This is a genomic window from Erwinia sp. S43 (genome assembly GCF_016624745.1).
Lineage (GTDB): Bacteria > Pseudomonadota > Gammaproteobacteria > Enterobacterales > Enterobacteriaceae > Erwinia > Erwinia coffeiphila.
Genome location: NZ_JACVTX010000006.1, coordinates 67,788 through 92,430, shown reverse-complemented (window position 1 = coordinate 92,430; position 24,643 = coordinate 67,788). Strand labels below are relative to the sequence as shown.

General features: G+C 59.4%; 27 protein-coding genes. 21 read left to right on the top strand and 6 right to left on the bottom strand.

The features are described from left to right. Positions 1-113: 113 nt before the first annotated feature. Positions 114-1,889 carry a DNA cytosine methyltransferase gene (locus tag IBT47_RS10210; protein WP_234471830.1) on the top strand — a complete coding sequence of 592 codons (1,776 nt, stop codon included), beginning with the start codon at positions 114-116 and terminating at the stop codon, positions 1,887-1,889. A 49-nt stretch (positions 1,890-1,938) separates the two neighbouring features. On the opposite strand, the gene IBT47_RS10205 is transcribed toward IBT47_RS10210, so the two are convergent. The 6 genes from IBT47_RS10205 to IBT47_RS10180 form a co-directional block, all read right to left on the bottom strand. After that, the gene (locus tag IBT47_RS10205; protein ID WP_200560355.1) at positions 1,939-3,096 is read right to left on the bottom strand and encodes a hypothetical protein; all 1,158 of its coding nucleotides are present in this window, start codon (positions 3,094-3,096) and stop codon (positions 1,939-1,941) included. A 24-nt stretch (positions 3,097-3,120) separates the two neighbouring features. Beyond that, the gene (locus IBT47_RS10200) at positions 3,121-3,432 is read right to left on the bottom strand and encodes an AzlD domain-containing protein (RefSeq protein WP_195314583.1); all 312 of its coding nucleotides are present in this window, start codon (positions 3,430-3,432) and stop codon (positions 3,121-3,123) included. Further along, positions 3,429-4,160, bottom strand: coding sequence for an AzlC family ABC transporter permease (locus IBT47_RS10195; RefSeq protein ID WP_200560354.1), 732 nt, complete (start codon positions 4,158-4,160; stop codon positions 3,429-3,431). The genes IBT47_RS10200 and IBT47_RS10195 overlap by 4 nt, the downstream gene beginning before the upstream one ends. Positions 4,161-4,457: 297 nt before the next feature. Next, a complete protein-coding gene (locus tag IBT47_RS10190) occupies positions 4,458-5,294 on the bottom strand; it encodes an AraC family transcriptional regulator (RefSeq protein WP_200560353.1) in 837 nt (278 codons plus the stop codon). 130 nt (positions 5,295-5,424) lie between these two features. After that, positions 5,425-5,952: a GNAT family N-acetyltransferase gene (locus tag IBT47_RS10185; protein WP_200560352.1), complete on the bottom strand. Its 528-nt coding sequence runs from the start codon at positions 5,950-5,952 to the stop codon at positions 5,425-5,427. Then, positions 5,952-6,230: a DUF1778 domain-containing protein gene (locus IBT47_RS10180; RefSeq protein WP_200560351.1), complete on the bottom strand. Its 279-nt coding sequence runs from the start codon at positions 6,228-6,230 to the stop codon at positions 5,952-5,954. Before IBT47_RS10180 ends, IBT47_RS10185 begins: the two co-directional genes overlap by 1 nt. A 405-nt stretch (positions 6,231-6,635) precedes the next feature. Between IBT47_RS10180 and IBT47_RS10175 the strand changes: the two genes are divergently transcribed. The 20 genes from IBT47_RS10175 (at position 6,636) to IBT47_RS27045 (ending at position 24,632) form a co-directional block, all read left to right on the top strand. Beyond that, on the top strand, positions 6,636-8,207 hold the full coding sequence (locus IBT47_RS10175) for an ATP-binding protein (RefSeq protein ID WP_200560350.1): 1,572 nt from the start codon (positions 6,636-6,638) through the stop codon (positions 8,205-8,207). Between the two features lie 319 nt (positions 8,208-8,526). Then, positions 8,527-9,084, top strand: coding sequence for a hypothetical protein (locus IBT47_RS10170; RefSeq protein ID WP_200560349.1), 558 nt, complete (start codon positions 8,527-8,529; stop codon positions 9,082-9,084). Positions 9,085-9,426: 342 nt separating this feature from the next. Next, a complete protein-coding gene (locus IBT47_RS10165; RefSeq protein WP_200560348.1) occupies positions 9,427-9,651 on the top strand; it encodes a hypothetical protein in 225 nt (74 codons plus the stop codon). A 25-nt stretch (positions 9,652-9,676) separates the two neighbouring features. Then, on the top strand, positions 9,677-10,075 hold the full coding sequence (locus tag IBT47_RS10160) for a hypothetical protein (RefSeq protein WP_370569882.1): 399 nt from the start codon (positions 9,677-9,679) through the stop codon (positions 10,073-10,075). A 135-nt stretch (positions 10,076-10,210) separates the two neighbouring features. Next, complete coding sequence (locus tag IBT47_RS10155; protein ID WP_200560347.1) at positions 10,211-10,885, top strand: hypothetical protein; 675 nt, start codon at positions 10,211-10,213, stop codon at positions 10,883-10,885. A gap of 87 nt (positions 10,886-10,972) precedes the next feature. Continuing rightward, on the top strand, positions 10,973-11,686 hold the full coding sequence (locus IBT47_RS10150; RefSeq protein WP_200560346.1) for an ABC transporter substrate-binding protein: 714 nt from the start codon (positions 10,973-10,975) through the stop codon (positions 11,684-11,686). Between the two features lie 344 nt (positions 11,687-12,030). Then, positions 12,031-12,843 (top strand): GTPase, encoded by an 813-nt coding sequence (locus IBT47_RS10145; protein WP_200560345.1) that lies wholly within the window; start codon positions 12,031-12,033, stop codon positions 12,841-12,843. A 317-nt stretch (positions 12,844-13,160) separates the two neighbouring features. Beyond that, a complete protein-coding gene (locus IBT47_RS10140; RefSeq protein WP_200560344.1) occupies positions 13,161-13,538 on the top strand; it encodes a DUF3085 domain-containing protein in 378 nt (125 codons plus the stop codon). A gap of 93 nt (positions 13,539-13,631) precedes the next feature. After that, positions 13,632-13,973 carry a hypothetical protein gene (locus IBT47_RS10135; protein WP_200560343.1) on the top strand — a complete coding sequence of 114 codons (342 nt, stop codon included), beginning with the start codon at positions 13,632-13,634 and terminating at the stop codon, positions 13,971-13,973. Positions 13,974-14,379: 406 nt separating this feature from the next. Beyond that, the gene (locus tag IBT47_RS10130) at positions 14,380-14,928 is read left to right on the top strand and encodes an STY4534 family ICE replication protein (RefSeq protein WP_200560342.1); all 549 of its coding nucleotides are present in this window, start codon (positions 14,380-14,382) and stop codon (positions 14,926-14,928) included. A 56-nt stretch (positions 14,929-14,984) separates the two neighbouring features. Continuing rightward, the gene (locus tag IBT47_RS10125) at positions 14,985-15,593 is read left to right on the top strand and encodes a DUF3275 family protein (RefSeq protein ID WP_200560341.1); all 609 of its coding nucleotides are present in this window, start codon (positions 14,985-14,987) and stop codon (positions 15,591-15,593) included. Between the two features lie 77 nt (positions 15,594-15,670). Further along, complete coding sequence (locus IBT47_RS10120; protein ID WP_200560340.1) at positions 15,671-16,012, top strand: hypothetical protein; 342 nt, start codon at positions 15,671-15,673, stop codon at positions 16,010-16,012. 176 nt (positions 16,013-16,188) lie between these two features. Then, positions 16,189-17,016 (top strand): DUF932 domain-containing protein, encoded by an 828-nt coding sequence (locus tag IBT47_RS10115; RefSeq protein ID WP_200560339.1) that lies wholly within the window; start codon positions 16,189-16,191, stop codon positions 17,014-17,016. 137 nt (positions 17,017-17,153) lie between these two features. Further along, positions 17,154-17,804: a hypothetical protein gene (locus tag IBT47_RS10110; RefSeq protein WP_200560338.1), complete on the top strand. Its 651-nt coding sequence runs from the start codon at positions 17,154-17,156 to the stop codon at positions 17,802-17,804. A 14-nt stretch (positions 17,805-17,818) separates the two neighbouring features. Further along, entirely contained in the window at positions 17,819-18,976 is a 1,158-nt protein-coding gene (locus tag IBT47_RS10105) for a DUF6094 domain-containing protein (RefSeq protein ID WP_255569895.1), read from the top strand. Positions 18,977-19,056: 80 nt separating this feature from the next. Next, positions 19,057-19,383, top strand: coding sequence for a methyltransferase (locus IBT47_RS10100; protein ID WP_200560336.1), 327 nt, complete (start codon positions 19,057-19,059; stop codon positions 19,381-19,383). A gap of 78 nt (positions 19,384-19,461) precedes the next feature. Beyond that, positions 19,462-19,770 (top strand): hypothetical protein, encoded by a 309-nt coding sequence (locus tag IBT47_RS10095; RefSeq protein ID WP_234471829.1) that lies wholly within the window; start codon positions 19,462-19,464, stop codon positions 19,768-19,770. Between the two features lie 123 nt (positions 19,771-19,893). After that, positions 19,894-20,205, top strand: a complete 312-nt coding sequence (locus IBT47_RS10090; RefSeq protein ID WP_200560335.1) for a hypothetical protein — start codon at positions 19,894-19,896, stop codon at positions 20,203-20,205. 103 nt (positions 20,206-20,308) lie between these two features. Beyond that, entirely contained in the window at positions 20,309-22,582 is a 2,274-nt protein-coding gene (locus IBT47_RS10085; protein ID WP_200560334.1) for a DEAD/DEAH box helicase family protein, read from the top strand. Between the two features lie 148 nt (positions 22,583-22,730). Then, positions 22,731-24,632 carry an FAD-dependent monooxygenase gene (locus tag IBT47_RS27045; RefSeq protein ID WP_234471828.1) on the top strand — a complete coding sequence of 634 codons (1,902 nt, stop codon included), beginning with the start codon at positions 22,731-22,733 and terminating at the stop codon, positions 24,630-24,632. The last annotated feature ends 11 nt before the right edge of the window (positions 24,633-24,643 follow it).

Here is a 24,643-nt window from a genome sequence, read left to right as displayed (position 1 = left end):
AGGCATTCAGCCTCCGGCGCCCTGTTCCTCTCCTTCCTCGCTTTGCACCACCGCCGACCCATCGGTCGCGCGGCCATGGGCCATTGCGCCCCAACCAGAACAGGAGATGCGACATGAACCATCCCAACCTTCAATACGGCAGCGTCTGCAGCGGCATCGAGGCCGTCAGCCTGGCCTGGAAACCGCTCGGCTGGCATCCGGCCTGGTTTTCGGAAATCGATCCGTTCCCGAATGCCGTACTTGCCCACCATTACCCCGATGTCCCCAACCTCGGCGACATGACGGGGATCGCCGATCAGATCCTCGCCGGCACCGTTCCGGCGCCCGACATTCTGGTCGGGGGCACGCCATGCCAGGCGTTCAGCGTAGCCGGCGCGCGTGGTGGCCTGTCCGATCCCCGTGGCGCCCTGACCCTCAAATACACGGAGCTTGCAAATGCGATCGACCAAACCCGTCAGCAACAGCATCAACAGCCCTCGGTCATCGTCTGGGAAAACGTCCCCGGCGTCCTCTCCGACAAATCCAATGCTTTTGGATGCCTTCTGGGAGCACTGGCCGGCGAAAGCCGCGAACTGCAACCAGCAGGGGCCAAATGGACGAACGCGGGTTGTGTGTCTGGACCCCGCCGCAGCATCGCGTGGCGGGTACTCGACGCCCAATATTTCGGTGTCGCCCAACGCCGCAAGCGCGTGTTTCTTGTGGCAAGTGGTCGTGACGGATTCGATCCCGCAGCGGTACTTTTTGAGCCCGATTGCCTGCACGGGGATTCTTCGCCGGGCGAGCAAACGTGGCAAATCGCTGCCGGACCTTTTGCAGGCAGCCCTGATGGCGCAGGCAGCTTTCCCGGATCTCTGGCCGGAGCCTACCAACGGGTCTCCGTCACCGTCTGCTTCGGCGGCGGAAACCGGCAAGGGCCGATCGACAAAGCGGCCTGCCTGACCGCACGCGGGCACAAATGCGATTTCGAGGTCGAAACCTTTGCAGCTCAGTCGGTCACGGGACAGCAAACCCATGCCCTGAACACTGCCAACGGCGGCAAAGGCAGTAGTGAGGACGGAACCGGCCGCGGTGTACCCATCGTCACCCAGCTCACGCCCTGGTCCGCAATGCCCGTGGCTTTCGCCCAGAACAGCCGCAACGAGGTTCGCCTTGAAGCCGGCGATGGCCAGATCGTTGGTGCGCTGTCGGTGGGCGGCGGCAAGCCAGGCCAGGGACTGCCTGCCATCGCCTATGTTCCTGCCCGGAACGCCGCATCGGAGGACCAGGGCGATGAGAAGACGCCAATGCTGGGCTTCACCGCCCAGGGCAGCGGGGCGGATGTTCTCGAAAACCTTGCTCCAACCCTTCGCGCCGGCGGGCACGCCGACAGCCATGCCAATGCTGGCGTCGTGCCGGCGATCGTCTTCAAGACGCTTCGGGGCACCTTCAACTACGATATCTCCGGCACGCTGATCAGCCACTACAGCAAGAGGCAGGAGAATGCGGACACGATCCTCGGGCCGGATCTGATCGCACGCTCCGTCGCGGTGCGTGGGCGGGAGGGCGGCGCAACGGCCGAGCTGGGCGGTGCGGTCGCTGACGCTCTGCGCGCAAGCGGGGGCGGCAGCGACAAGGCCCATGTCCTGCTGCCCTCATTCGAGGCATATTTCCGTGGCGAATTGCTCCCGCCAGACGAAAGCGGCTGGTCGCAATGGGCTTGCTGGCGCGTCAGGCGGTTGATGCCTGTCGAGTGCGAGCGTCTTCAGGGAATGCCAGACAACTACACCCTGGTGCCGTATCGCGGCAAGCCTGCCGCCGACGCGCCGCGCTACAAGGCGATCGGTAATTCGATGGCCGTCCCCTGTGTAGCCTGGCTTGGCCAACGGCTTTCCATCTTCATGAACGCATAGCCTCATGCCACAAGGATCGTGGCACTCAGGGTTCCATCGGACGCCGACATTAGTTGAGACGGTATTCCAGATTATGGATATCTACCGGGTCTGCATTGCTGATCATCGTAAATACGTAATCGAGACAGTTATGCAGTCCCCAGATATCCACATAGTCATAGGTGCCACGGAGCGCCATTTTCCGGGCATCCTTCTCTCTCAACTGCGCGTATGCATACCACTCACGAGCACTCCCGAAGCGGTGATGCCAGTCATGACAGACCAGCGATCCCTGGACGACCAGCATTCTGCAGGGCAAATGGAAGAACAGGTGCGCGATGCCCCATTTCAACCAGCGACCGCTATTGCGCAGAGAAAAATCCGCCGGGCATCGGGAACCGCAAAAACGTGCCAGACAATTCTTCACATGGCTATCGCGAACAGTCTCGCCCGAACGACGCAGCAGCCATACATGCTCGGTAAGAAGGTGCAGCAATGACGCCATCTGGTACACGATGACAAAAGGAACGGCGATGATGAGACTGAAGAACAGCGCTCCATATTTCATCCCGACACCGACCAGGAAACCCATCCAGACCAACGACATGATGCGCCGATAAAGAGCCACACCCACGTAGTTGGACCGAAGCCGTCCCCACAGATATGACAGATGGAAGGATGGATTTATCAGCGTGAGAAGGAGATTTCTGTATAGCGCCTTCTTGCTTTTCCCCGGAGTGAAGCCGAGCTTGTAGATGGCGGCCAGGTCCTTGTCCTGGAATGTAGAGAAATCCTTGCCGTGGTGCTCGTAGACATGAAATCTGCGATATGGCTCATACGGCTGCACGATGAACACCGTCGACAGGATTTCACACAGAACCTTGTTTACAAGCTTGTTCCTGAACAGATGCCCGTGAACCCCGTGGTGAATGATCGTCGCGACCACATAGCGCGCGCCTGATGCAGAAAATATCACCCCGATTACGTACGCCGTGACGGAGACGACAATGTTTTCACTGTAGTAAACCGCCAACACGGTCAGCAGAACACCTACGGCTACCCAAACCAGCGACCACGCAACCATTTCCGCCGAACTGGACCGCCAGAGCTGGTCCCGATTAAGAATTTCCTTGCCCGTCAACCATGTCCACACCCCTTGAAGGGGAAGTATTTCGTATGATTCTCTTATTTCCGTAGATTCATCGTATCCCTTTGTTAATGTCTCCATGGCGCCTCCCTTGTATTCCTTCAGCTACAACACATAAACGAGCATGTAGAACACCAACAGGCTCGCGAGTACCGAGACCACCATCTGCCGGACGAATATGGCGATCACCACGGCGCAGATCGCGCCCAGAAAATATGGGTTCCCCGGGAACGCCCTTACGATGCCGTTCTCCATAAGAATGATCGGGCCGCAAATGGCGGTGAGCAGACACGGCGCGGAATACCGCAATGCATCGTGGAATACCTGCGGCATCTTCACCGGCGTGTTCGGGTCGAGAAAAACGTAGCGATTGACAAAGACAACCGCGGCCAACGTCAACAAGAGAGCCCAGGTCATTGCCGCTCCTTCGCGATACGGGATACAAAGACTGAAATCATCATGCTCGCGCAGCCCGCGATCACAATCGCGCCTTCCACGTCCAGATACGTGAGCAGCATGGAAAGCAGGAGCGAGGAGATGACGCCGACGAGCGTGCTGATGTTCTTGATCATTGGCACGACAATCGTGATGAAGGTCGCGATGATCGAGAAATCCAGGTGGTATTGATCGAGGTTCGGGATGGACGTCGCCATCGCGATACCCATCAGGCTGAACGCAACCCATCCGATATAGAACGTAATCCCTGCGCCCAGCAAATAACTGAACGACAGATCGCGCTTCCGATCCTCCTTGCTGCTCAACGCGAACAGTTCGTCGGTCAGCAAAAAGCCGATCGGCACCCGGAATCGAAGATGCAGCGTTGAAACGAATTTCCGAAGGTTCAATCCGTAAATGAGGTGCTGCGAGGTGATGAAGAACACCGAAATGATGATCGTGAGGGCATTTGCTCCCGACATCAGCAGCCCCAGGGTGACCAGCTGAGCGGCGCCCGCAAAGAAAATCGCCGACATGCCGACGCTCTGCCAAAAATCGAGACCGGATTGAACCGCCATCGAGCCCGCGAGTATTCCCCATGGAATCACGGACACACAAAGCGGCAGCATCTCTATGACACCGCTAAAGAACTCCCGTCGCCATGTATGCTGATGCCTTGATGAATGCTCATCAGGTATTGTTTTTTCCATTGTTGGCTTGTCAGTCTGAAAGTTAGAAGTTGACTGAGGCTAACAACGTGGAATGCCGGTGTATTGGATGAATTTGCTCATCACATCGGCGGTAATGCCTGGACTTCTGGCGAGAGTGGTGGCGGGCTACATGGCCACAGATTTCAGCGCAAGCAGACACGCGGCCGGATGTTCCCGGCGCGATGGTGGGCGGGAGGCTTGCTGCCACACACCGAGGCGGTGGTGAGTTCCGAAGCTACCGGGCTGTTCTTCGGGAATCTGATTTTCGGGCCGATATGATCGTGCCCGGCCGGAAACTTACGAGACGCCTCGGACAAACTCGCCCGGCGTGATGCCTACCGATCCCTTGAAGTGGCGGCTGAGATGGCTCTGATCCGTAAAGCCGCATAGCGTGGATACGGTTGCAATGGGGTGCCCTTTTAGCAGCAACTCTTTTGCCTTCCGGACTCGGGCCTGAACCAGGTACGCGTGAGGCGGAATACCGACCGCCGATTTGAACTGCCGCAGGAAATGCCACGGGCTCAGCCCGGCGATTTCAGCAAGCTCCACTAGGGACAAATCCCTTTCAGGGCAACTGTCGATGATTTCCTTGATCATCATGACGCGCTGCTCTGCGGACGGTAGCTCGCGCGGGGATAGCCGCGTCTTGCCGTGGCGCATCATCAGCCAGGTCAGTGACGACATCAACAACGTTTCCTTGAACAGCGTATTTCCCGGCTGCGCAAGCAACGTAAAGGTCATCATGAGCTGCTGCGCCAGTCCCGGGTCGTGCAGCACCGCGTCAGGGAACCACGGCACACTTCCCTCCGATTGGCGAATGTCCCTGGAAATGGACTTGAACAAATCGGGATGAGGATAAATGGCCCTGTAAGCCCAGCCGTTTTCCAGCTCGGAGCAACCGGTATGCACGTCATCGGCATTGACAAGAATGATGTCCCCTCTGGGGGCCACATGTTCCCCTCCGGAGCGATAGAACCGCTGGGCTCCTTCCTCGATCACGCCGATGCAATAGGTTTCATGCACGTGCCGCGGAAAGCGCTGGCGAACGTAACGGGCCTGAAGCATCTCCAGACCACCCAGCTCGCTAAGGTAACGATATCGGGCTTGTTCCTTGGGCCGTTTTTTTTCTGCCATCCGGGCTCTCCTTTTTTTTGTACAAAATTGCTGATCCGGGCAGCAAGAAATTGCTCTGATTGATCGCGACAGATGCGCTTCCAGGGCATTCAGTGGCGTCGCACGGCAGGCGGCAGGGTCGACGCCGACACTATGAAATCGATCGGGTTTGCGCACTCTGGGGCAACAGGAGCTTGCGTGCATCCTTCAACAACAGCAGTAGCTGCTGCTCCCGTACGGGTGATGCCTCGAAACCGAAGCGCTGGTAGAAGCGTGCGGCCTCATCATCGATCGGATGCGTCAGCATGGCCCGCACGCCAGCTTGCTCGGAGATGATGACCGTGCGCCGGATTGCTTCCTGCAGCAGCCCCACGCCAATACCGCGCCCGTGCATACGCTGGTCGACAGCCAACCGCGCCAGGATGACAACGGGGACGGGATACCCGCCCATTCCCTTTCGCACACGATCAGGCGCTTCGAGGGTATCGATCTGGCCCACTGTCAGGCTGAAATACCCAACGACCCGCTGTTCGTCGGCCACGACATAGGTTTTGGCTGAGCCGCTGGACTGTGACTGCCGGGCATGCCGCACCAGCCAGTCGTTCAAACTGGCTTTGCCGCAATCGAATTCGTCGAGCGCATGACCTGCGGCGAGCGCTGACGGCTCCGTCAATGCCATCAGCTACTCCACGGTGTGGGACGCGAGAACAGATCCTTCAGCCCGGCATTGTCCTGTGCCGGGCGATCCAGCAGATCCAGGAGCGCATGCGACTGGCTGCCCGAGACCACGAACAGGCGCTGGTCAAGCAATGTCTGTTCAGCCGCCTGATAGGCGCTGTCGAGGATGAAGTCTGTCATCGACTTGTGAGCGACGTCGGCCGCCCGTCGCAACACGGCTTCCTGCTGCTGCGTTGCGCGCAGCCCGAAGCGCGCGGTTTTCGTTGCTGAAGTACCCATAGGAGCATCTCCGAAAGTTGCATTTTGTACGACACGTTAGCACAACAGGCGTACAAAATCCAGCCCCGCCAAGGAGGACAACAAGGTTGACCCTGAACGCGGATTGGCGCGGGACGGCAGTATGTTCCGCTGCCAGTCTTGCGGCATGTGTTGCTGATCCCGATCAGCGCCATGCCAGCAGCCAGGTCTTGAGGCTGCGCCGTGGAAAGACCACGTAGACCGATCCAGTCCGCCTCGCATCGTTTTCGCGGACGCACGCCACAGCCGGCGTCGATGCACTTCGTCCCCGCGCGATCACCGCTCTTCCAGTTCACGCCCGGCGCCAAGCGACCAGCCGCGGCGCGTCTTTGCTCGCGCTTTCATCCATCGCGTCCACTGCGGCGCACGACTTTCAGGAGGCCCCCAATGGGCAGCACTATCCGTCTCAAAACCAATCAGCACCGTCTGATTTCCAACCTTCGACATGCCTTCAATCCGCAGTCCATGCTCGGTGAACTGCTGCAGAATGCACGGCGAGCCGGTGCAAACCAGATCCACATCATGGTGGACGACACCTCAATCACCGTCAGCGATGACGGCGCCGGCATCGCCGACATGCAATCCCTGATTCATATCGCCGAATCCGGCTGGGACCCGGAACTGCAGGCGCGCGAGAACGCCTTCGGCATGGGCGTGCTGTCGACCTTGTATTTTTCCACGCACCTGTCGGTGCATTCGGGTGCGCAGGCGTTCAGTGCCAGCACCACGACCATCATCCGCGGTGATGGCATTGAGGTCCATGCTGAAGAAGCACGTATCGGCACGGAGATTCGTCTCGATGGCGTGCAATCTCCAACCGCCGGCGTCAATCTGCCGACCTGGGTGGGACAGCAACTCAAGAGGCTATGCGAGGCCTTTCCGGTGCCTGTCTTCCTCAATGGCAATGAACTGGTCCGACCGTTGGCCAATCCTGCCTTGCAATGGCGCGAAACGCCTGTCGGCCGGATTCTGCTCAACCTGGAGGCTTCATGCGTCCAGTGGCAGTGCTTCCTGCAGGGGCTTCCCATCGGTCTTCCTCCCAGCGCATCGAATTATCACGTGGTCGTACTGCGCGATGACATGATCGCCCGGCTTCCCGATCGGCAGCATCTGCTCAATGAGGCTGACGATTACATTCGTATCCAGGCCGCGATCAATCAAGCCTACCGTCAGGTCTTGATCGAATCCCGGCAGCAGTTGTCGGGCAGCGAATTCGTGGAGCACTACGCCGAAAGGTGCCTTACCTCTTCCAATGCAGACCTGCTCAACGATATCCCCTTTGTTCCGTTGGCATGGTTCCGCGACTGGCACGACACACCTCCAGGACATTGGCGCTTCTGGGAACGCTATCACCGCACCGGAATATCGGCCAGTGAGGCTCTGAAGGAGGTCGGCGTTTGGTGCATCGACAGCGAGGACGATGATCAGTGGACTGCCGAGGCCTACCTTAGCGCTCGCAAAGGGTTTCTGCTGGAGGAAACACGGCTGGATTCTGAGCATTGGCTGATGTCCATGGTCCGAACGATCAGGCCCGAGCAGATTGTCGTCCAGCATGCCAACAGGCTGTATGAAGACAATCACCCCAGCCTGGCGGACGGCGCGCTCTCGCTGCTTCTGGTCGAAGGCCTGCACGTCAGCCTGGAAGGCGAGCCTGGCGAGTATCCGGTACATGCCGTGCGCAGCGTCGACACGCTCTACCTCACCGTAGACGTGGGCTCCGTCACCCGGCTGATTTCGGACTATATGTTCGATGATCGTTATTACGACGAAGCCCGCGAGGCCGAGGACGAGAGGACCATCAGTACCTTCATCGCCATCGGCTCCTCGCAGGACCCGGTTCGCGTCATCAGCGCCTTGCTGCCAGACATGCTGCGCTATACGCCTCAGCCCAAATTGGCAGGCGCGACGGTGCGGCTGGTCTTCGATGATGAAGGCAAGCTAAATAGGATCACCAATTGATCCACCTCACAGCGCTCCTTCGGGAGCGTTTTTTTGGCAATAGGGCCAGGTCTGCATTCCGATTGACGCAGGACGAAGCAGCACCGGAACGCCATGCTCATTCCCATGCGTTGCTGATGATTCAGCACCATGCCAGCAGCTACGGTCTTCCAGGCTGCGCCGCGGCTCCCACGCGCCGACCGAACCAGTCCGCATCGCATCAATTCCGCGGATGCACGCCATAGCTGGCGTCGATGCAATTTCTTCCCTAACCCCTGCGGGACACACGCCACGTCCTGTCGGGATGAGGCCGTTCCCGCCTCATTTCCCAGGAGTTCCCATGAGCATTCAGCAACAGCGCGTCAGCCTGAAAAACCTCAAGGTTGCCGATTTCGCCAGCGAAGAAACGCTTTGCTTCACTGCTACCGTGTTGTTCGACGGCGAGCCCATCGCCGACGCCAATAATGACGGTCACGGTGGCATGACCTTCGTCCGCGCCCGTGACGGCAAACAGCCGAAGCTCGCTGAAGCGGAGCAGTTCGCGGCAAGCCTGCCACCAGAGGTCACCACGTACGACGACCCCCAGGATAGTTCGCGCAAGTTCACCATCGAAATCACGCTGGACTACGTGGTCGATGACCTCGCCAACACGATGCACGCGGACAAAAAGATCCGTGCCGCCTTCAATCGTGACATCGGCAACAAGGTGCTGTTCATCAAGGACGGCAAATTACTGTTCCTCAAGGGCGTCAAGCTCAGGAGCATCACCGACAGGTCCGCGTACTTCACCAGGCTACGTGCCTCGCAAAAGCAGCCAATCACCATCCTCGCCGAGCTCGCTCCCGATGCAGCCTTTGCCCTCTGGAAACAGCACACCGGCAACGACGACGCATCTTGATCGCCCGCTGGCGAGACACCATCAAAAAGCCTCGCATTTTTTGCGGGGCTTTTTGGCGCTCACGTATCTCAATCGGGGGCTGGCCGGTATCTCATTTCGGCATGACGATCGCCGCCGCCTGCTTGATGCTTGGCCACATGTGTTGCTGATGTTGTCAGCGCCATGCCAGCAGCCAGGGTCGTTCCGGCTGTGCCGCGGAGTTCTCCGCGCCGACCCACCAGTCCGCCACGCATCACCTTCGCGGACGCACGCCATCGCGGCGTCGATGCATTTCCATCAACCCACGGGACGCTTCCACTTCCGTCGGGATGTGGCGCCTCCCGCCATTGTCAGGAGAACACCATGTCCATTGTTTCACATCCCCAACCCCGGATCGGCCATCTGGCCTTGTTCTGGGTCGGCAAGCGTCTGCCCCTGCGAGTGCTGAGAAGCGCAGCAGGCTACTACATCGGCACGACCGATGAAGAAGGCCCGGTCTCACGCGAGTCCATCGAATATTTCCCCAGTAGCGAAGCTGCAGCGACCGCTCTCGAAAACGGTGAGTGGCAGCAGCGTTCGCACCCCTGATCGTACAGCCACAGGAGTCATAGCGATGAACCTGAAAATATCTCTCCCCCAAGAGGTCGTCGATCAGATCGCGCTTGAAGAAGCGCATTTCGCATTGGCGCCATCCGCGTTCTTCCGTGCCTGGAAACGCGGGGTGGAAATTGCCGGTGTCGAGTGGTTTGGCGACGGCACCCGCGAAGGATTTCTGAGTGCGGCCAGCAAATGGGATCTACGTCCCAACTTGCTGCTGCTCAACGATGCCCTGGGTGTCCTGAGCGGCGGACAGCGGCTCTTCCTTTCTACAATGGTCAGCTTCTACAACGCCCGCGAGGGCTCGTCGATGCTCAAGCGTATCGGCTTCGAGGGTCTCGCCGATCTCGGCGGCCTCGACCTGGAACGCAGGAAAGTGATCGCACAACTGGTGCTCAACTACAGCGGCTGGTGAACGGGTTCCACCGTTCCCCAGGTGCCCATCCACGACGCGTCGACTTTATTTCGGGCATATTCTTTTAATTACCCATGCGGATGCTTATGTCCGCAGGGACGAGGCTCCGCTCATCTATCGAAAGGAGCCATTATCATGGCGAACAATTACTACGAAGCAACTGGTGTTCTCATTCTGGACCGCGTTACGCCTGTTATCTCCGCACTGTTCGGCGCCTTCAATCTCGACGCCGACTATCCAGGGAACGGGCGGGCATTCATCGCCACGATCGCCGAAACCAATGATCCGCAATGGAGTGACGTTCTGGACGGCCTGACGGCGCTATCTACTAAGCTCAACATTTCACCAGGTGACGAACCCGAGACGACAATCGATGTGGTTCTTGAAGCACTCGCCAGGCTTTTCCATGCCGATCAGGACGAAGATCTCGAAAACCTTATCGAACATCATCCGTTTGAAGGTAACGCAGACCTCGAAGCCTTGTTCCTGATCGCCTCTTGCTTCAACGATGGTCATAACCTTGTCGCTATTCAGTTCGAGGGTTGCTGGTACTGCAGCAAACCAAGGCTGTTTGAGTTCGGTGGTCACACTTGCTTCATCAGTCGGGAGATCACGCTTTTCGGGAACTCCGCTCAGGCGCGAGAACTCGCAACTGATCTGCATAGCGCGCTGCGAGAGGGCGATCTGACTATAGCAGCCGCCCGCATAACACTTGAAGCGGCACGATTGCTTGCCGGGGTTCAAGATCAGAATAGCCGCCAGGAACTGCGGCAACGCATAGCCGAGGGTCTGCTCCAAAATCAGGACTGAGCTTTCTACCAAGGCTGCGCATTTTATCCACCCACCGGGGCGTTATCCCTGGAGGGGGCGCTCCGCCTAACTCGCTGGAGAAATCTCATGTCCAAGACTATCAATCCCTTCATCCGCGGCTATCAGCACCTGCATTTCGTCCGCACGCTTTGCATCACCCACGCAGACAACAGTCCGCCAGTCTGGCGGCCACTGCATCCCAGCCAGGCGCATCTGCCTGACGAACAGATCGCGCAATTTCCGTGCCTTGTGTGCAACGACTTTGCGCTCATCACCGAAGGTCAGGAAATCCCGGAGGTACTGGAAAGCCAATGCCAGACCTTCGGCCTGGTACGAACCGTGGTCTACGCAGTGACCGGCGATGACTTCGGCCAACCTGTTCACGTAGGCGACTGCTATTCTCGGGAAGCCGCGCAGGAAGTGATCCACCGACTGAGTTTCGATACCGGATTTTATAGCAGGTGCTGGGAGATCAGCACGATGCATATTACCGAAGAAGCTTTCCATTATCTGGCCGAGTTGGCAGATATCGCCACGCCGACCGGATTCCGGTTCATTGCATTCCGCATCCCATACAGCCCGGCGATCGGCATCAAACTGATTGCGACACCATGGACAGATGAAAACCTGCTGCACGTGGAGGGCATAACCGCAGCACAATTGCGGCAGGAACATCTGGAAAAGCGTATGCCAGAATCCCTGGCCGACATCATTCATCTGGCCGCACTGGCGGACATTCGTATCCTGATCTTTGATGCTGATGCTCCGGCCCTGGACGACCTGCCTCAATATGAAGAGTAAGTACGAGTTGAATTTTGAGCCTCCAAGTGAGGCTCTTTTTCTTATAGTTGGGGTCAATTAGTTCCTGTTTTCAGGACGACTTTGCGACGATGGCATCGGACACCCGAATACGGTGAAGTGTTGGCCCCGATAGGCGCTAACAATTTCTACCGTCATGGATCAACCTGACCACATGTTTGCTGGCGTTGCCGGCTGCATGCCCAGGCAGTCGAGACCTTCAAGACTGCGGTGCCTCGTTGCACTGGTTGGTCTGTTCTACCGGCGCATTCCGCGCCAATCACTCAACCCACAAGGGACACCCTCCCTTGTGGCGGGAATCCCTTGCCTTTTCTCAAGGAGTTCCCATGGACCGTTCCCTCATCAAGTCCCTGATGCCTTCGCTTGTCGCAGGCCATGTGCCCCGCAACGTGCGGTCGTTCAAGTACCGCGTGTTCGACGATCAGCCGCAGTCCTCGACGCTGGGCTTTACCATCGATCCCCAGCCCTTCGACGGCAAGGTGGTCGCAGCCAACGATGACGCCATCGTCGTCAAGCTCAAGCCCAGCGAGTTCGCGGTGCTCGATCCCAACCTGGTCACCACCGTTCCCAGCGAGGGCGCCAAGGTGCATGTCCAGCCCTACGCACGGCGCCGTTTCGACGGCCTGCGCGCGGACACGCCGGAAGAGCGCACCGAGTACACGTCGGATGGCAGACCCTACACCATCAAGACGCACATCCTCGGCTCGGCTCCGGCCAAGCTCCCCATCCCCGAGCCACAGTGCATGGAACTGGGCCAGCTCATCCAGCAGTTGGAGGAAATGCCAGCGCCCGACGGGTTCCGGCGCATCACCCACATGCTGGTCGATGCGGGCGCCCGCGACTTCACCTGGGTCGATCCCAAGCCGTCCATGATCATCGAGACGCCTCCGGCAATCAGCTTCACGGTCTCGACCGCGAAGTTCGAGGGCCAAGTGACGATCCTCTACGACCGCTGCGGCGACACCTACGTGGTGGAACTGCGTCGGGATGGAGAACTGGTCGATCGGCATGACGAGGTCTATTTCGACATGCTCGGCGAAGTGCTGGAGCGGCTCATCGACGACGGGGACTGGCGCCGGATCGACGTGAGCGTGATCGACGCCAAGGCTTCACGGCGACGTCAGGCGGTGTCGGCGTGACGTCCACGGTAAGCGACTCTTGGGTGGTGTATTCACCCAACGAGTCAGCCGTCAGCGACAGCGCCGGCTTCTGGTCCAACGAGCTCGGCTGGGGCCTGCTCGACCAGGCAACGTGTTTCACGACCGACGAAGCCCGTGACGCGGTGCTTCCGATATCAGTAGGCCACGACGCGCGGCTCGTTCCCTGGTTTGAGGCTCAACAGTTCTACGGCTGACCTCAAGACCGCCAGTCCTTCCATCAACCGGTCATGTACCGCAGCGGCTCCCCATCCAGAAGGTTGGGGAGCCTTCTCTATTCCACACAGGAGATTCCGTCCATGTCACTACGTTTCAAAGGTGCCGACCTGCGCCCCGTGCTCGCAGAAGCCGAGGCGAACAAATGCCGCGTCGTTCTGGTAAAGGACCACGGCGTCTACTTCCTTGCCGAGCGAGGTGAGCGAACGTCAGAGGGACGTCAGAAGCTGCTGGCCTACGCCATCGGCTGCAACCCTGACACCGACCCGTTCGATGACTGGTGGGAACGCGCCCGAACCGAGTTGGGAGGCGATGATTTCGCAGAACATTTCGAACTGCGGGACAGCGTGTTCGCACGCATCCTGAGCAGCGAGGACGATCTCGAACTATCCGCCACGCCGACACAACTGTTCCTGCAAGTCGTTTCCCCCACACAGGGCGACGACAGCAAAACGAACTGATCTCTTTCACCGCAGTCGCGGCGTTACATCCACCCGCCGGGGTCTCGCCCCGATGTGGGAGGGCTCCGGTTTCAATCTGGAGGTTCTTCCATCATGTCAGCAATCGCCTGCAACTCTTCCTCACAATCTATCGGAGATACCTGTCTCGCGTTTGATGAAATCGCCTGGCGGGACGTCTGCGAAAAGGTTGCCGTACAAGCCCACAACGGCTGCGGACTGTCTCACGACTACTACGTCGAACGCTTCAGTTCGGAGATTGAACGACACATTGATCGATTGCCCGAACGCCAGCGGGCACAGGCTCTGCAGATCGCCCAGGACTGGGACTACGCGACACCTGCCGAGAGGCAGGAAACCCACGACTGGAATTCCGAGCATGGCTACTGCTCGCACGGAATCGAGCTGGGTTGTTGCCCGGCCGGTTGCGGTTCATAAAACAATTCTGATCCAGCAAAGCCCCCTGATAGGGGGCTTTTTCGTGTGGAGTTCCGCACGCGAGCCCCGCTCAAGTGAGTTGACCGAACAATAGGGCTACGAACCAGTACCGATTCCGGATAGCCGGTCGGAATAGCAGATGCCACGCTACCGCCATGTTGCGCTGACCCCGGTCAGCAACATGCCCAGGTAGCCACGATCTTCAAGGCTACGGCGCGGTTCCGTCCGCGTGATCACACCAGTTCGCACTCGGCATCCCAGCGCGAACGACCGTCGAGCAATCGGCGGTGATGCCAACCTAGTTATTGCCGGATCTCACGATCCATCAACCCGCGCGGGGGTTACACACCTCCCGTACGGGGTCGGTGTGTCTCCGCATTCTTGTCCTCAAGTCTGGAGATTCACCATGACCACTTCTACCGAAAAGTCTTTTTTCGACCTGCACATCACCGGCCTCGGCTACCTCAATCGCATCCGCGAAGTGAAGCCGAAGAAAGGTGATCCCTTTCTTGCCTGCGATATCGCAGCACTCAATGGTCCGAGCGACGATGTTTCGTACGTGCGTTTCGATACGCGCGTTTCGGGCACCGATGCTCAGCATCTGATCCGTCGCTGCATCGATGCCGTCGAGGCAGAGAAGAAAGTGATGATCGGATTCCGTTTGGGCGACCTGTGGACCGACACCTTCACCTATTCCAAGGGGAAGCGCGCCGGTGAACAGGGCGTCAGCCTGAAGGCCCGCCTGCTGTTTGTCAGCTGGATCAAGGTCGATGGCGTGCTGAAGTACAAGGCCGAACCCAAGCCGGCCGAGTCCGAACAGGATGCTGCGGAGCAATCCGCTGCACCTGCACCTGCTCCGCAGGAAGAACCGGCATCGGAAGTATCCGAGCCGGTCGCTGAACCTGCCGACGAAGCCGCTGATGCGCAAGCACCGGCACTGGCCGAGTCGTTCTGATCCGCAAGGCCCCCTCACAGGGGCCTTGTTCTTTTCATCATCACCAGGAGCAATCCATGATCACCCTACCAGGCCAGTTGGCCATCAAGACAATCCACGGCAGGAATGGCGACTTCAATGTCGGCCGCCTTTCGACCAGCATTGGTGAGTTCGTCATCAAGAATGCCGAGCTGGACCAGTACGACGAAGGCAAATACGACGGTGATTTCGTCATCGCCGAAATCCGACCCTCCACCTACAACACCAGTGGGCGGATGGTCATCGAAATCCGCGCCCACCTGGGCGGGATGACCCTCTCGAACATCGATCGCCTGAGCAAGGACGATGCCCAGCGGCTCAGCCCGCAGGAGATCGATCCCATTGATGAGGAAGCGCAGGCTCCTGCCGCGGCCAGGCCTCCAGTCAGGACCAAGGCACGCAGCACGCGCGATCCACTGGTCGATACCACGCCATTCGGCAGCGAACCAGCGGCAGCATCGCCCTCCGACGCCTCGGCTGAAGATGACGACGCGGCACTGTTCGGCATGCTCTGGCCGTTGAGCGAAATCGTGAAACTCGACGCAACCGTCGACCGCCGCGTCCTGCGTCAGCAGCGCGACCGTCTCGATGCGATGGGCTATCGGTTTGAACCTCTGTCCCAGGACTGGCACCTCGCCAGCGCCTGACCGGCCTTGATCCATCACCCATCGGGGCACTTCCCCGATGGGAAGGCTCCCGATGATTTCTAACGAGGAGCTTCATCATGAGTCGGCACTACTTCGACACGTCCCACAAGGGATTTCCCATCATCGTCGTGCTCGGCTGGGACCGGCCGATGCGATATTTTTTCCTGACCATCGAAAAGCCTGCCGAGCTGATCGACGACGCCATGCAGGTCGAGGACGACCACTTCCTGTACAGCAATCTGCACGAGACCGATCCATTCGGTCATGACCTGGACTACTACCGCGAGGTCTTGCGGCATTTTCAGATCATCGTGCCCGAGAGCCTGTTCAGAGAGGCGCAATCCGACGCCGAAAGGAATGTCGGCAACCGCCTCACCAGGCATCAGGCGGATGGTTCATTCACCGAACTGGGTCTCTGAAAGGCCCACGTTCTCACAGACGCACAGCGTGTTCGGCATCCGCCGTTCCAGTCGTCTGAATTTTCCGTCCACCCGTCTTCGGACTGACCCTGCATCGCAGGTTTTCCACGCACGCGTGCGCGTCTGGCCTTATGTCAGCCGTCGATATCGCTTGCCCAATCCTCAAGGAGATAGACATGCAACTCGCATCTCGTTTCGCATCACGTTCCCCGATCCTGCGTGCAGATCATCCCCTGTCGGATGACCAGATCCGCGCAGTCGCTCCTTCCATCTTTGCGGATACACCGCACGATAGCCGCTCCGAACGGTATAGCTACATACCGACCTCCGCCGTTCTGGCGAAGCTACGCAATGAAGGGTTCGAGCCCTTCATGGTGTGCCAGACCCGCGTACGTCATGAAGACCGTCGCGAGTTCACAAAACACATGCTCCGCCTTCGCCATGCAAGCCAGATCAACGGCAAAGAGGCAAATGAGATAGTGCTTCTGAATTCCCATGATGGCACCAGCAGCTACCAGATGCTGGCCGGCATGTTCCGTTTCGTGTGCCAGAACGGTCTGGTGTGCGGCGATATCGTCGGAGACGTTCGTGTGCCCCACAAGGGCAATGTCACGGACCATGTGATCGAAGGCGCGTATGAGGTCCTGAGTGGTTTCGACCAGGTGCAGGATTCCCGCGAAGCCATGCGAGCGGTCACGCTCGATGATGGCGAAGCGGAAGTCTTTGCACGCTCGGCCCTGACGCTCAAGTACGACAGCGACACCAAGGTGCTGCCGATAACTGAAAGCCAGGTTCTGGCAACACGTCGGCTCGATGACAACCGGCCGGATCTGTGGTCGGTGTTCAACCGGGTGCAGGAAAACCTCGTCAAAGGAGGTCTGTCCGGTCGGACTGCCAATGGCCGCCATCTACGCACGCGCCCTGTGCAAGGCATCGATCAGAACGTCCGCCTCAATCGGGCGCTGTGGCTGCTGGCCGAAGGCCTGCGGCAACTGAAAAACTGATCTGACGCGGACTGTGCCCGTTTCGGGCAATGCCCGCGGTTTTCACCCACCGCTCCTGACGGAGCATTCCTCCCCCCCAGGGGCTGTATCAGCCTCACGGGCCGGTGCTGTCCCTGGACTTTCCAAAGGACACAACCATGCCCGATACAACATCTTCGCAACCGCTTCTTCGCATTGATGAATGCTCCGACCTGATGGCCGACGGCTACATCGGCGACGAAAGCGGCAACCTGATCTTCCTGTCCGTTTGGGCACGAGATACGGCCATTCAACAGTTTCTGGCCCGGCTCACGCTGAGTCGTGACGACGATGGCCTGGATCAGTTCCACCTCATCACCGACGCAGGCGGCTCCATTCCGGTTTTCATCGGAAACGTCGACAGGCTGGAGAAGCGCTCCACGCGCCTTTTCCGCCGCACTCTGTTCGGTTCGATGGTCAACCTGTGGCTCTTTGACCAGCGCTGCGTCAAGCCCGACAAGGCCAACGCCAGCGCGCTGACGCTGCTGCCCAGGGACTCAGACCATCGGCTTGATCGCTTGTGGACGCTGGTACAGGAAACGTGCCCTCTACCACTCCTCGATCACTGGCGCGACATCGTGCTGGACCTGCTGATGGAGCAATCCATGCTGGCGCGTCTTCCCATGGCTTACGGGCCACTGGAAGGGCACAGCCTGGCGCTGGATGTTCCTGTGCTCACAAAGTCACTCGGCGATCTGATCCGCAACGGCACCCTCAGCGCCACGGCGCATGAACTGGCTTCCGGCATGCCTTTGCGGCGCGTCGCCTGAAGTCTCGCAAGGGCATGCGCAAGCCGCATGCCCCTCATTTTCCCAACCAGAATCAGGAGATTCACATGGCTCTCATGTTCCCCCGGCTTGCCCGGAATTTTGCGAAAAACGGGTACTACCCAACCGACGAACCCACGCTGGAGCGGGCGCTCAAAGCGCTGGCGCCGGCCGCCGGTCAAGTCACCATCATCGATCCCTGCGCGGGCGAAGGCGTTGCCATCGCTGAAGCCGCACATGCGCTTGGCCGTGATCTGGTGTCAGCCTATGCAGTCGAATTCGACGAAGAGCGCGCCAGACATGCCCGAGGTCTTGTCGACCATTGCCTGCACAGCGACCTGATGGATACGCTGATCAGCCGGCAAAGCTTCGGACTGATGTGGCTCAATCCTCCCTATGGGGATCTGCCCAGGGATGCCGATGGCAACGTCGGCTACCAAGGACAGGGCCGCGCCAGGCTGGAGAAGCTGTTCTATCAGCGCGTCCTGCCGTTGCTGCAGTACGGTGGCGTGCTGGTCTTCATCATTCCCAGCTACACGCTGGATGCGGAACTGGTGGGCTGGCTGACACGCCATTTCACCGGACTGCGTATCTACCGTGCGGTCGAACAGCAGTTCAAGCAGGTGGTGATCTTCGGCACCCGCTCACGCCAGCGCGATCTGGCCAGCGATGCTAAATCCATCCGCAACCGGCTGCTGCAGATCGGCACAGGTGATATCGAAGCGGAAGAACTGCCGGTCGAATGGCCGTTCCTCCCGTATTCCGTCCCGGCCGTACAGGCCGAGCCGGAGCAGTTCTACCGGGTCACCATGGAGCCGGAGCAATTCGCGTCCGAAGTTCATCGCCTGCAAGGGCTGTGGCCTTTCCTCGATACGCATCTCGGCGCTTCGCAGCAATCGCTGCGGCCGCCGGCTCGTGCCTTGTCTCACTGGCACCTCGCCCTGGCGCTCGCCGCCGGTGCGATTTCAGGTGTCGTTCGATCCAAATCCGGCAGGGTGATGGTCGTCAAAGGCGATACCCACAAAGAGAAGTCCGCTGCGGTCGAATACAACGAACGCGACGACGGCTCGATCGCTGAAACACGCATCCTCACCGACAAGTTCGTACCGATCATTCGCGCATGGGACATGACGCCGGGCTCCCCCACGCGGGGAGAAGTGCTGACTATCCGCTGATGCTTCATCCATCCCCCGAAAACCAGCGCCTGGTCCAGGCGCTGGCTTCGTTTTTCATCAACGCAACAGGAGCTACAACCATGTCCTTCAAACTGTTCCCACGCCAGCGCACCACGCCGGCTTCCATCCCTCTGTTCTCTAGCGGTGCCCTGACGCTCAGCGCCAGGGTGCAATGGCTGGACAGCAAGGGGTTGGTTGATCCCCATCGTTTCCTGCATCGCCATTTGCGCGGTGACTGGGGCGACCTTGATGAGCCAGAACGCCGTGCAAATAGGGCGGCACTTGAATCCGGGGGGCCACTGGCCTCACGCTATCAGGTTACGCCACGGCTGGCGTTAGAGGTTATCACCGACGAGCAACGCAGTCTTACGGTCATTCAACTGCCCGAGGAGGCCGTGGCGCACTGAGCGCGCGCATTTTCGGTGTATCCGCGTTTCGGAGGCGCATCCCCCGTGGGGCTGTGCCCCTCAATCAGGAAGATTCTCATGGCACATTCATCCGATTACCACCGTTTCCATTCCATGCCGCTGTTTTCGATTGGGGCGTTGATTTTCAGCGAAGGCGTCGATCGCCTGATGCGTGAAGGCCGTCTTGATCCTATGCCGTTCTTTCAACGGCATGCACGTGGTGACTGGGGCGACGTCTCCGACGAAGCCTGGTACGCCAATAACGTGGCGCTGAAGAACGACGGGCAACTCGACTCACTCTACGCGGTCACTCGCGAACTGAACATTCGCATCTTCACCGAGGCAGATCGCAGCGCGACGCATGTCCTGCTGCCATCCGAATTCTGACGCACCAACGCGTGCTTTTTCCACCGCGACAGCCCAGTAACTACTGTCGTGCGCATCATCCACCCATCGGGGCCATTCACCCCGACCGGGTGCCATGGCCCTTCATTTTATGGAGTCACCACCATGGCACACGAAGCGCTTTTCCTCAGCGTAGTCACGCAACCGCGATTCCTGACCGGGCAGCTGGTCATGACGTGCGGCGTCGATGAACTGGTCCAACAGGGCCGGCTCAATCCAGGCCGATATCTCGCGCGTCATCTCAGCGCCGATTGGGGCGATCTCTCCGATAGCGATTGGCAGTCCAATGACACCGCCTTGCGCACCGGCGAGGATCGCCTGTTTTCGTCCTACCAGGTCGAGCCTGACCTGAATCTCTGGATCATCACCGAGTGGAATCGCAGCGTCACCACGCTGCTGTTGCCAAGCGAATACTGATCTTCATCCGGCGGCGGTCGCCGCTTCATATCTTCCCAACCCTGGGGCATGTCCATCGCCCCACAGGGGGAGGTGCATGCCCCGTTTTTATTGGAGCATCACCATGTCCCTCGATCTTGAAACCATCCCCGATTCCGCCGTGCAGGGCGATCTGCTCGAAACGGATTCCTCGCCGCTGACCATCAGCCTCAACGACTTCGTTTCCGAATTCGGTGACGAGTTGCTGGACAGCCTCAACCGCGCCAATCCTCCGGTCTATACCGGGGAAGCGCGCCCACACCGGCAACGGGTTCTGTCACGTCTCAAGCGGCAGCCGTTCCCGGCGCAAGCCGAAGTCATCCACGCGGTCAGCGAGTTGCTGGTCGACCGCGGTGAACGCGCCGCGATCATCAACGCAGAAATGGGCACGGGCAAAACGCTGATGGCAATTGCCGTCGCGGCCGTGCTCAACGCCGAAGGCTACCGTCGCACGCTGGTCCTCTCGCCGCCGCACCTTGTCTACAAGTGGCGCAGGGAAATCCTCGAAACCATTCCTGGCGCAAAGGTGTGGGTGCTTAACGGCCCCGACACCCTTGTCAAACTGCTGAAGTTGCGCGAGCAGCTTGGCGTGCCGGCCACCGGTCAGGAGTTCTTTGTTCTTGGCAGGGTCAGGATGCGCATGGGGTTCCACTGGAAGCCCGTGTTCACCCGTCGCCGCACACGCGGCGGTTTCGTCGGCGCGTGCCCGCATTGCGGTCACGTCATCACCGACCTCGATGGCGAGCCCGTGAATACGGTCGAGCTCGAAGCCGAAGAGTCGCGGCGCAAATGCAGCCACTGCGCATCCGCGCTATGGACGCTGATGCGGCCGCGTTCGCTCTCGGCCACCGACCAGTCCTCGGCAGTGATCAAAGCGCTCAAGCGTATTCCCACCATCGGCGAAGCCACGGCCCAACGGCTGATGAAAAAGTTCGGCGAGTCGTTCCTGGTATCTCTTCTGGGCGACAACCTGTTCGAGTTCATCAACCTGATGGACGAGCGCGGCAATCTTGTCTTCAGCGACCGGCAGGCTCAGCGCATGGAACGTGCAATGGCCTCCATGGAATTTGGCTTTGGTGAAGGTGGCTATCAAGCCAGTGAGTTCATCAAACGCTATCTTCCACAGGGCTTTTTCGATCTCCTCGTGTGTGATGAAGGCCATGAGTACAAAGGGTCGGGCTCCGCACAGGGACAGGCGATGGGCGTGCTTGCTTCAAAGGCTCGCAGGACCCTGTTGCTGACCGGAACGCTGATGGGCGGCTACGCGGACGATTTGTTCGCGCTGCTGTTCCGGACGCTGACCGGGCGAATGATCGAAGACGGCTACCGGCCCTCCAGGACCGGCAGCATGACGTCGGCTGCGATGGCCTTCATGCGCGAACATGGCGTGTTGAAAGACATCTATTCCGAGAGCACCGGAACCGCGCACAAGACGGCCAGGGGCACCAAGATCACGGTGCGCACCGTCAAGGCGCCGGGTTTCGGGCCAAAAGGCATCCTGCGCTGCGTGCTGCCGTTCACCGTGTTCCTGAAACTCAGGGACATTGGCGGCAACGTGCTTCCTCCCTACGAGGAGGAGTTTCGTGAGGTCGCGATGGAGGCCGATCAGGCCAGCGCCTATCGTGATCTGGCCGGACGTCTCACATCGGCTCTCAAGGAAGCCCTGCGCAAGCGGGATACGACGCTTCTTGGTGTGGTCCTCAACGTGCTTCTGGCCTGGCCGGACACGTGCTTCCGTCCCGAAACGGTAACGCATCCCCGCACACGCGAGCTGCTGGCGTTCACACCGTCGCAGTTCAACGAGCTGGAAATCACGCCGAAAGAGCGTGAGTTGATCGACATCTGCAAGGCAGAGAAAGCCGAAGGCCGCAAGGTCCTGGCCTATACCGTCTATACCGGGACGCGGGACACCACGTCGAGGCTGAAGGTTCTGCTGGAGCAGGAAGGTCTGAAGGTCGCGGTGCTGCGCGCTAGCGTGGACACCTCACGGCGCGAAGACTGGATCGCCGAGCAGCTCGACCGAGGCATAGATGTGCTGCTGACCAATCCGGAGCTGGTCAAGACCGGGCTGGATCTGCTGGAGTTTCCGACGATCGTGTTCCTCCAGTCGGGCTGGAACGTGTATACGCTCCAGCAAGCCTCGCGTCGGTCATGGAGGATCGGCCAGAAGCTTCCCGTGAAGGTCATCTATCTCGGCTACGCAGCCACGTCCCAGATGACGTGCCTGTCGCTCATGGCGAAGAAGATCCTCGTTTCGCAAAGCACATCCGGAGATGTGCCGGAGTCCGGGTTGGACGCACTCAACACGGACGGCGATTCGGTGGAAGTGGCGATGGCAAGGCAACTTGTTGCCGCCTGATGGCAATACTGCAACTCAACGGCCCTTCGGGGCCGTTTTTTCTTGCCCGATTGTGTTCAAGTTGATTTTGGAAATGATTTGATCCAAAATCAAGAGCAAGTCCCGTCAAGTGGACGTGTCACAACAACTTACAAGGAGTTCATTTCTTATGCGCCGAAGAAAACGAGGCCATGCACGCACATGGTTGATGGTGGGATTGTTTGCTCTTGCTGGAACTGCTGCACAAGCAAGCGACACCTACACTCCGTTCGACTTCCCCGAACTATCGAAGACCGCGAATGAACCGGTTGTGCTCGGCCCGGCGGGCGAGACCTTCGACTTCATCCGCACCGGCAAGCAGACTTGCGGCAAGTACCTCTTTGCCAAACTGGTCGTGCCGGCGCATGTCGGTCCGCCGCCGCATGTTCATCACTGGACGGACGAATGGTTCTATGCACCCAATGGTGGTTTCGTCATTTACATGGGACAGAACCGATATCCTGATGTAGCGCACGCACCGGGAGAAGGCGCGCCGAAGGACACATTGCATATCGTGAAGATGCGGCCAAAGGAGCTCTTCTATGGCGAGCGCTACATCGTGCATGGCTTCAGCAACGTCACCGATGAGCCTCAGGAACTGTACCTGGTGTGGACGCCCGACACGCCGGATGTCTCCATCCTTCCCTATTTCCTGAAAGCCGGCACCATCCGCGATCCGAACAAACCAGATCAGAGGCCGGACTTCATGTCCAGTATCCGGCTAGTCTCCATGGCCCCGGATTACGGCATCAATCAAAGTGCCAGCTTCTGGCAATACGTCGAGAAGGTCGTCGAAATCGACCATGGCCACCACATGCCGGATAACCGCGAGAAGTTGCTCGAACTGCTCGCCAGCAAGAATGATTGCCGGGCTGATGGGGGGGGCAGCCAAATGAAGCGCGTGGCCGTCATCGGTTGTGGCCTGGGCGGTGCGGCCACGACTCTGATGCTACAGAGGACGGGGTTCCAGGTGACCGCCTACGAGCAGGCGCCAGCCTTCACGAGGTTGGGTGCAGGCATTCACCTCACGCCCAATGTCGTCAAGGCGCTGGCATGGCCCGATATCGTATCGCCCCTCGTTGCGATGGCCTGCAAGCCTGCGGCCTTCGTCAGCCGGGACGCTTTCACGGGGGATGTGATCGCCGAACTGCCCCTCGGGCACACGGTCACCGAGCAATTCGGCGCCCCGTATCTGACCGTCCACCGAGGCGACTTCCACGCCCTGATGGTTGACGCCCTGCAGCCAGGAACCGTGCAGTTCGACAAACGCCTCCAATCGGTCCGCGAGGACGGCGACGGCATACGGCTTGGATTTGAAGACGGCAGCGAGGTGGTCGCGGATATCGTGATCGGCGCCGATGGCCTTTCTTCAGTGGTGAGAAGCACGGTTTGTGAGAACGCTCCGCCGCACTTCTCCGGGCAGGTCGCATTCCGCGCTCTGGTCGATGTGGACCAGCTCGGCGAGCACTGCGCCCAACTGAACGACCTCACGAAATGGTGGAGCGATGACCGGTTCATCATTGCCTACTACATGAACGCAAACCGCGATCAATACTACTTCGTCGCGGGATATCCGGAGGAATCGTGGCCTGTCGGCGTGCAGTCTCTTCCTGCGTCGCGCGAGGAAATGATGGAGCGCTTCGCCGACTTTCATCCCACCGCCCGTCACGTGCTGGCCGCCTCGCGAGAAGTCCGGAAATGGCCACTGTACGAACGGCCGGCCGAAGCCGCGTGGAGCAAGGGGCGCGTTGTCCTGCTTGGAGATGCCTGCCATCCCATGCGCCCTCATATGGCCCAGGGAGCCGCGATGGCGATCGAGGACGGCGCGGTGCTCGTGAGGTGCTTGATGGCCGCAGGCTTGAAGAATTGGCCTCTCGCTTACGAGCTGTACCAGCAGGCCCGACATGAGCGGGTGGAACGGGTTCAGGGTATCTCCAGCGAAAACAGCTGGATGCGAACCACTCCCGATCCGACCTGGCTGTTTGCGTCGGACGCCTGGAACGTCCCTTTGCTCGGGCAGCACGCCCACTGAATTAACTGAAC

Excerpts from the sequence above, each read along its gene's own strand:
- IBT47_RS10210 (WP_234471830.1), top strand. The coding sequence starts at position 114 with ATGAACCATCCCAACCTTCAATACGGCAGCGTCTGCAGCGGCATCGAG.
- IBT47_RS10205 (WP_200560355.1), bottom strand. The coding sequence starts at position 3,096 with ATGGAGACATTAACAAAGGGATACGATGAATCTACGGAAATAAGAGAA.
- IBT47_RS10200 (WP_195314583.1), bottom strand. The coding sequence starts at position 3,432 with ATGACCTGGGCTCTCTTGTTGACGTTGGCCGCGGTTGTCTTTGTCAAT.
- IBT47_RS10195 (WP_200560354.1), bottom strand. The coding sequence starts at position 4,160 with ATGGAAAAAACAATACCTGATGAGCATTCATCAAGGCATCAGCATACA.
- IBT47_RS10190 (WP_200560353.1), bottom strand. The coding sequence starts at position 5,294 with ATGGCAGAAAAAAAACGGCCCAAGGAACAAGCCCGATATCGTTACCTT.
- IBT47_RS10185 (WP_200560352.1), bottom strand. The coding sequence starts at position 5,952 with ATGGCATTGACGGAGCCGTCAGCGCTCGCCGCAGGTCATGCGCTCGAC.
- IBT47_RS10180 (WP_200560351.1), bottom strand. The coding sequence starts at position 6,230 with ATGGGTACTTCAGCAACGAAAACCGCGCGCTTCGGGCTGCGCGCAACG.
- IBT47_RS10175 (WP_200560350.1), top strand. The coding sequence starts at position 6,636 with ATGGGCAGCACTATCCGTCTCAAAACCAATCAGCACCGTCTGATTTCC.
- IBT47_RS10170 (WP_200560349.1), top strand. The coding sequence starts at position 8,527 with ATGAGCATTCAGCAACAGCGCGTCAGCCTGAAAAACCTCAAGGTTGCC.
- IBT47_RS10165 (WP_200560348.1), top strand. The coding sequence starts at position 9,427 with ATGTCCATTGTTTCACATCCCCAACCCCGGATCGGCCATCTGGCCTTG.
- IBT47_RS10160 (WP_370569882.1), top strand. The coding sequence starts at position 9,677 with ATGAACCTGAAAATATCTCTCCCCCAAGAGGTCGTCGATCAGATCGCG.
- IBT47_RS10155 (WP_200560347.1), top strand. The coding sequence starts at position 10,211 with ATGGCGAACAATTACTACGAAGCAACTGGTGTTCTCATTCTGGACCGC.
- IBT47_RS10150 (WP_200560346.1), top strand. The coding sequence starts at position 10,973 with ATGTCCAAGACTATCAATCCCTTCATCCGCGGCTATCAGCACCTGCAT.
- IBT47_RS10145 (WP_200560345.1), top strand. The coding sequence starts at position 12,031 with ATGGACCGTTCCCTCATCAAGTCCCTGATGCCTTCGCTTGTCGCAGGC.
- IBT47_RS10140 (WP_200560344.1), top strand. The coding sequence starts at position 13,161 with ATGTCACTACGTTTCAAAGGTGCCGACCTGCGCCCCGTGCTCGCAGAA.
- IBT47_RS10135 (WP_200560343.1), top strand. The coding sequence starts at position 13,632 with ATGTCAGCAATCGCCTGCAACTCTTCCTCACAATCTATCGGAGATACC.
- IBT47_RS10130 (WP_200560342.1), top strand. The coding sequence starts at position 14,380 with ATGACCACTTCTACCGAAAAGTCTTTTTTCGACCTGCACATCACCGGC.
- IBT47_RS10125 (WP_200560341.1), top strand. The coding sequence starts at position 14,985 with ATGATCACCCTACCAGGCCAGTTGGCCATCAAGACAATCCACGGCAGG.
- IBT47_RS10120 (WP_200560340.1), top strand. The coding sequence starts at position 15,671 with ATGAGTCGGCACTACTTCGACACGTCCCACAAGGGATTTCCCATCATC.
- IBT47_RS10115 (WP_200560339.1), top strand. The coding sequence starts at position 16,189 with ATGCAACTCGCATCTCGTTTCGCATCACGTTCCCCGATCCTGCGTGCA.
- IBT47_RS10110 (WP_200560338.1), top strand. The coding sequence starts at position 17,154 with ATGCCCGATACAACATCTTCGCAACCGCTTCTTCGCATTGATGAATGC.
- IBT47_RS10105 (WP_255569895.1), top strand. The coding sequence starts at position 17,819 with ATGCGCAAGCCGCATGCCCCTCATTTTCCCAACCAGAATCAGGAGATT.
- IBT47_RS10100 (WP_200560336.1), top strand. The coding sequence starts at position 19,057 with ATGTCCTTCAAACTGTTCCCACGCCAGCGCACCACGCCGGCTTCCATC.
- IBT47_RS10095 (WP_234471829.1), top strand. The coding sequence starts at position 19,462 with ATGGCACATTCATCCGATTACCACCGTTTCCATTCCATGCCGCTGTTT.
- IBT47_RS10090 (WP_200560335.1), top strand. The coding sequence starts at position 19,894 with ATGGCACACGAAGCGCTTTTCCTCAGCGTAGTCACGCAACCGCGATTC.
- IBT47_RS10085 (WP_200560334.1), top strand. The coding sequence starts at position 20,309 with ATGTCCCTCGATCTTGAAACCATCCCCGATTCCGCCGTGCAGGGCGAT.
- IBT47_RS27045 (WP_234471828.1), top strand. The coding sequence starts at position 22,731 with ATGCGCCGAAGAAAACGAGGCCATGCACGCACATGGTTGATGGTGGGA.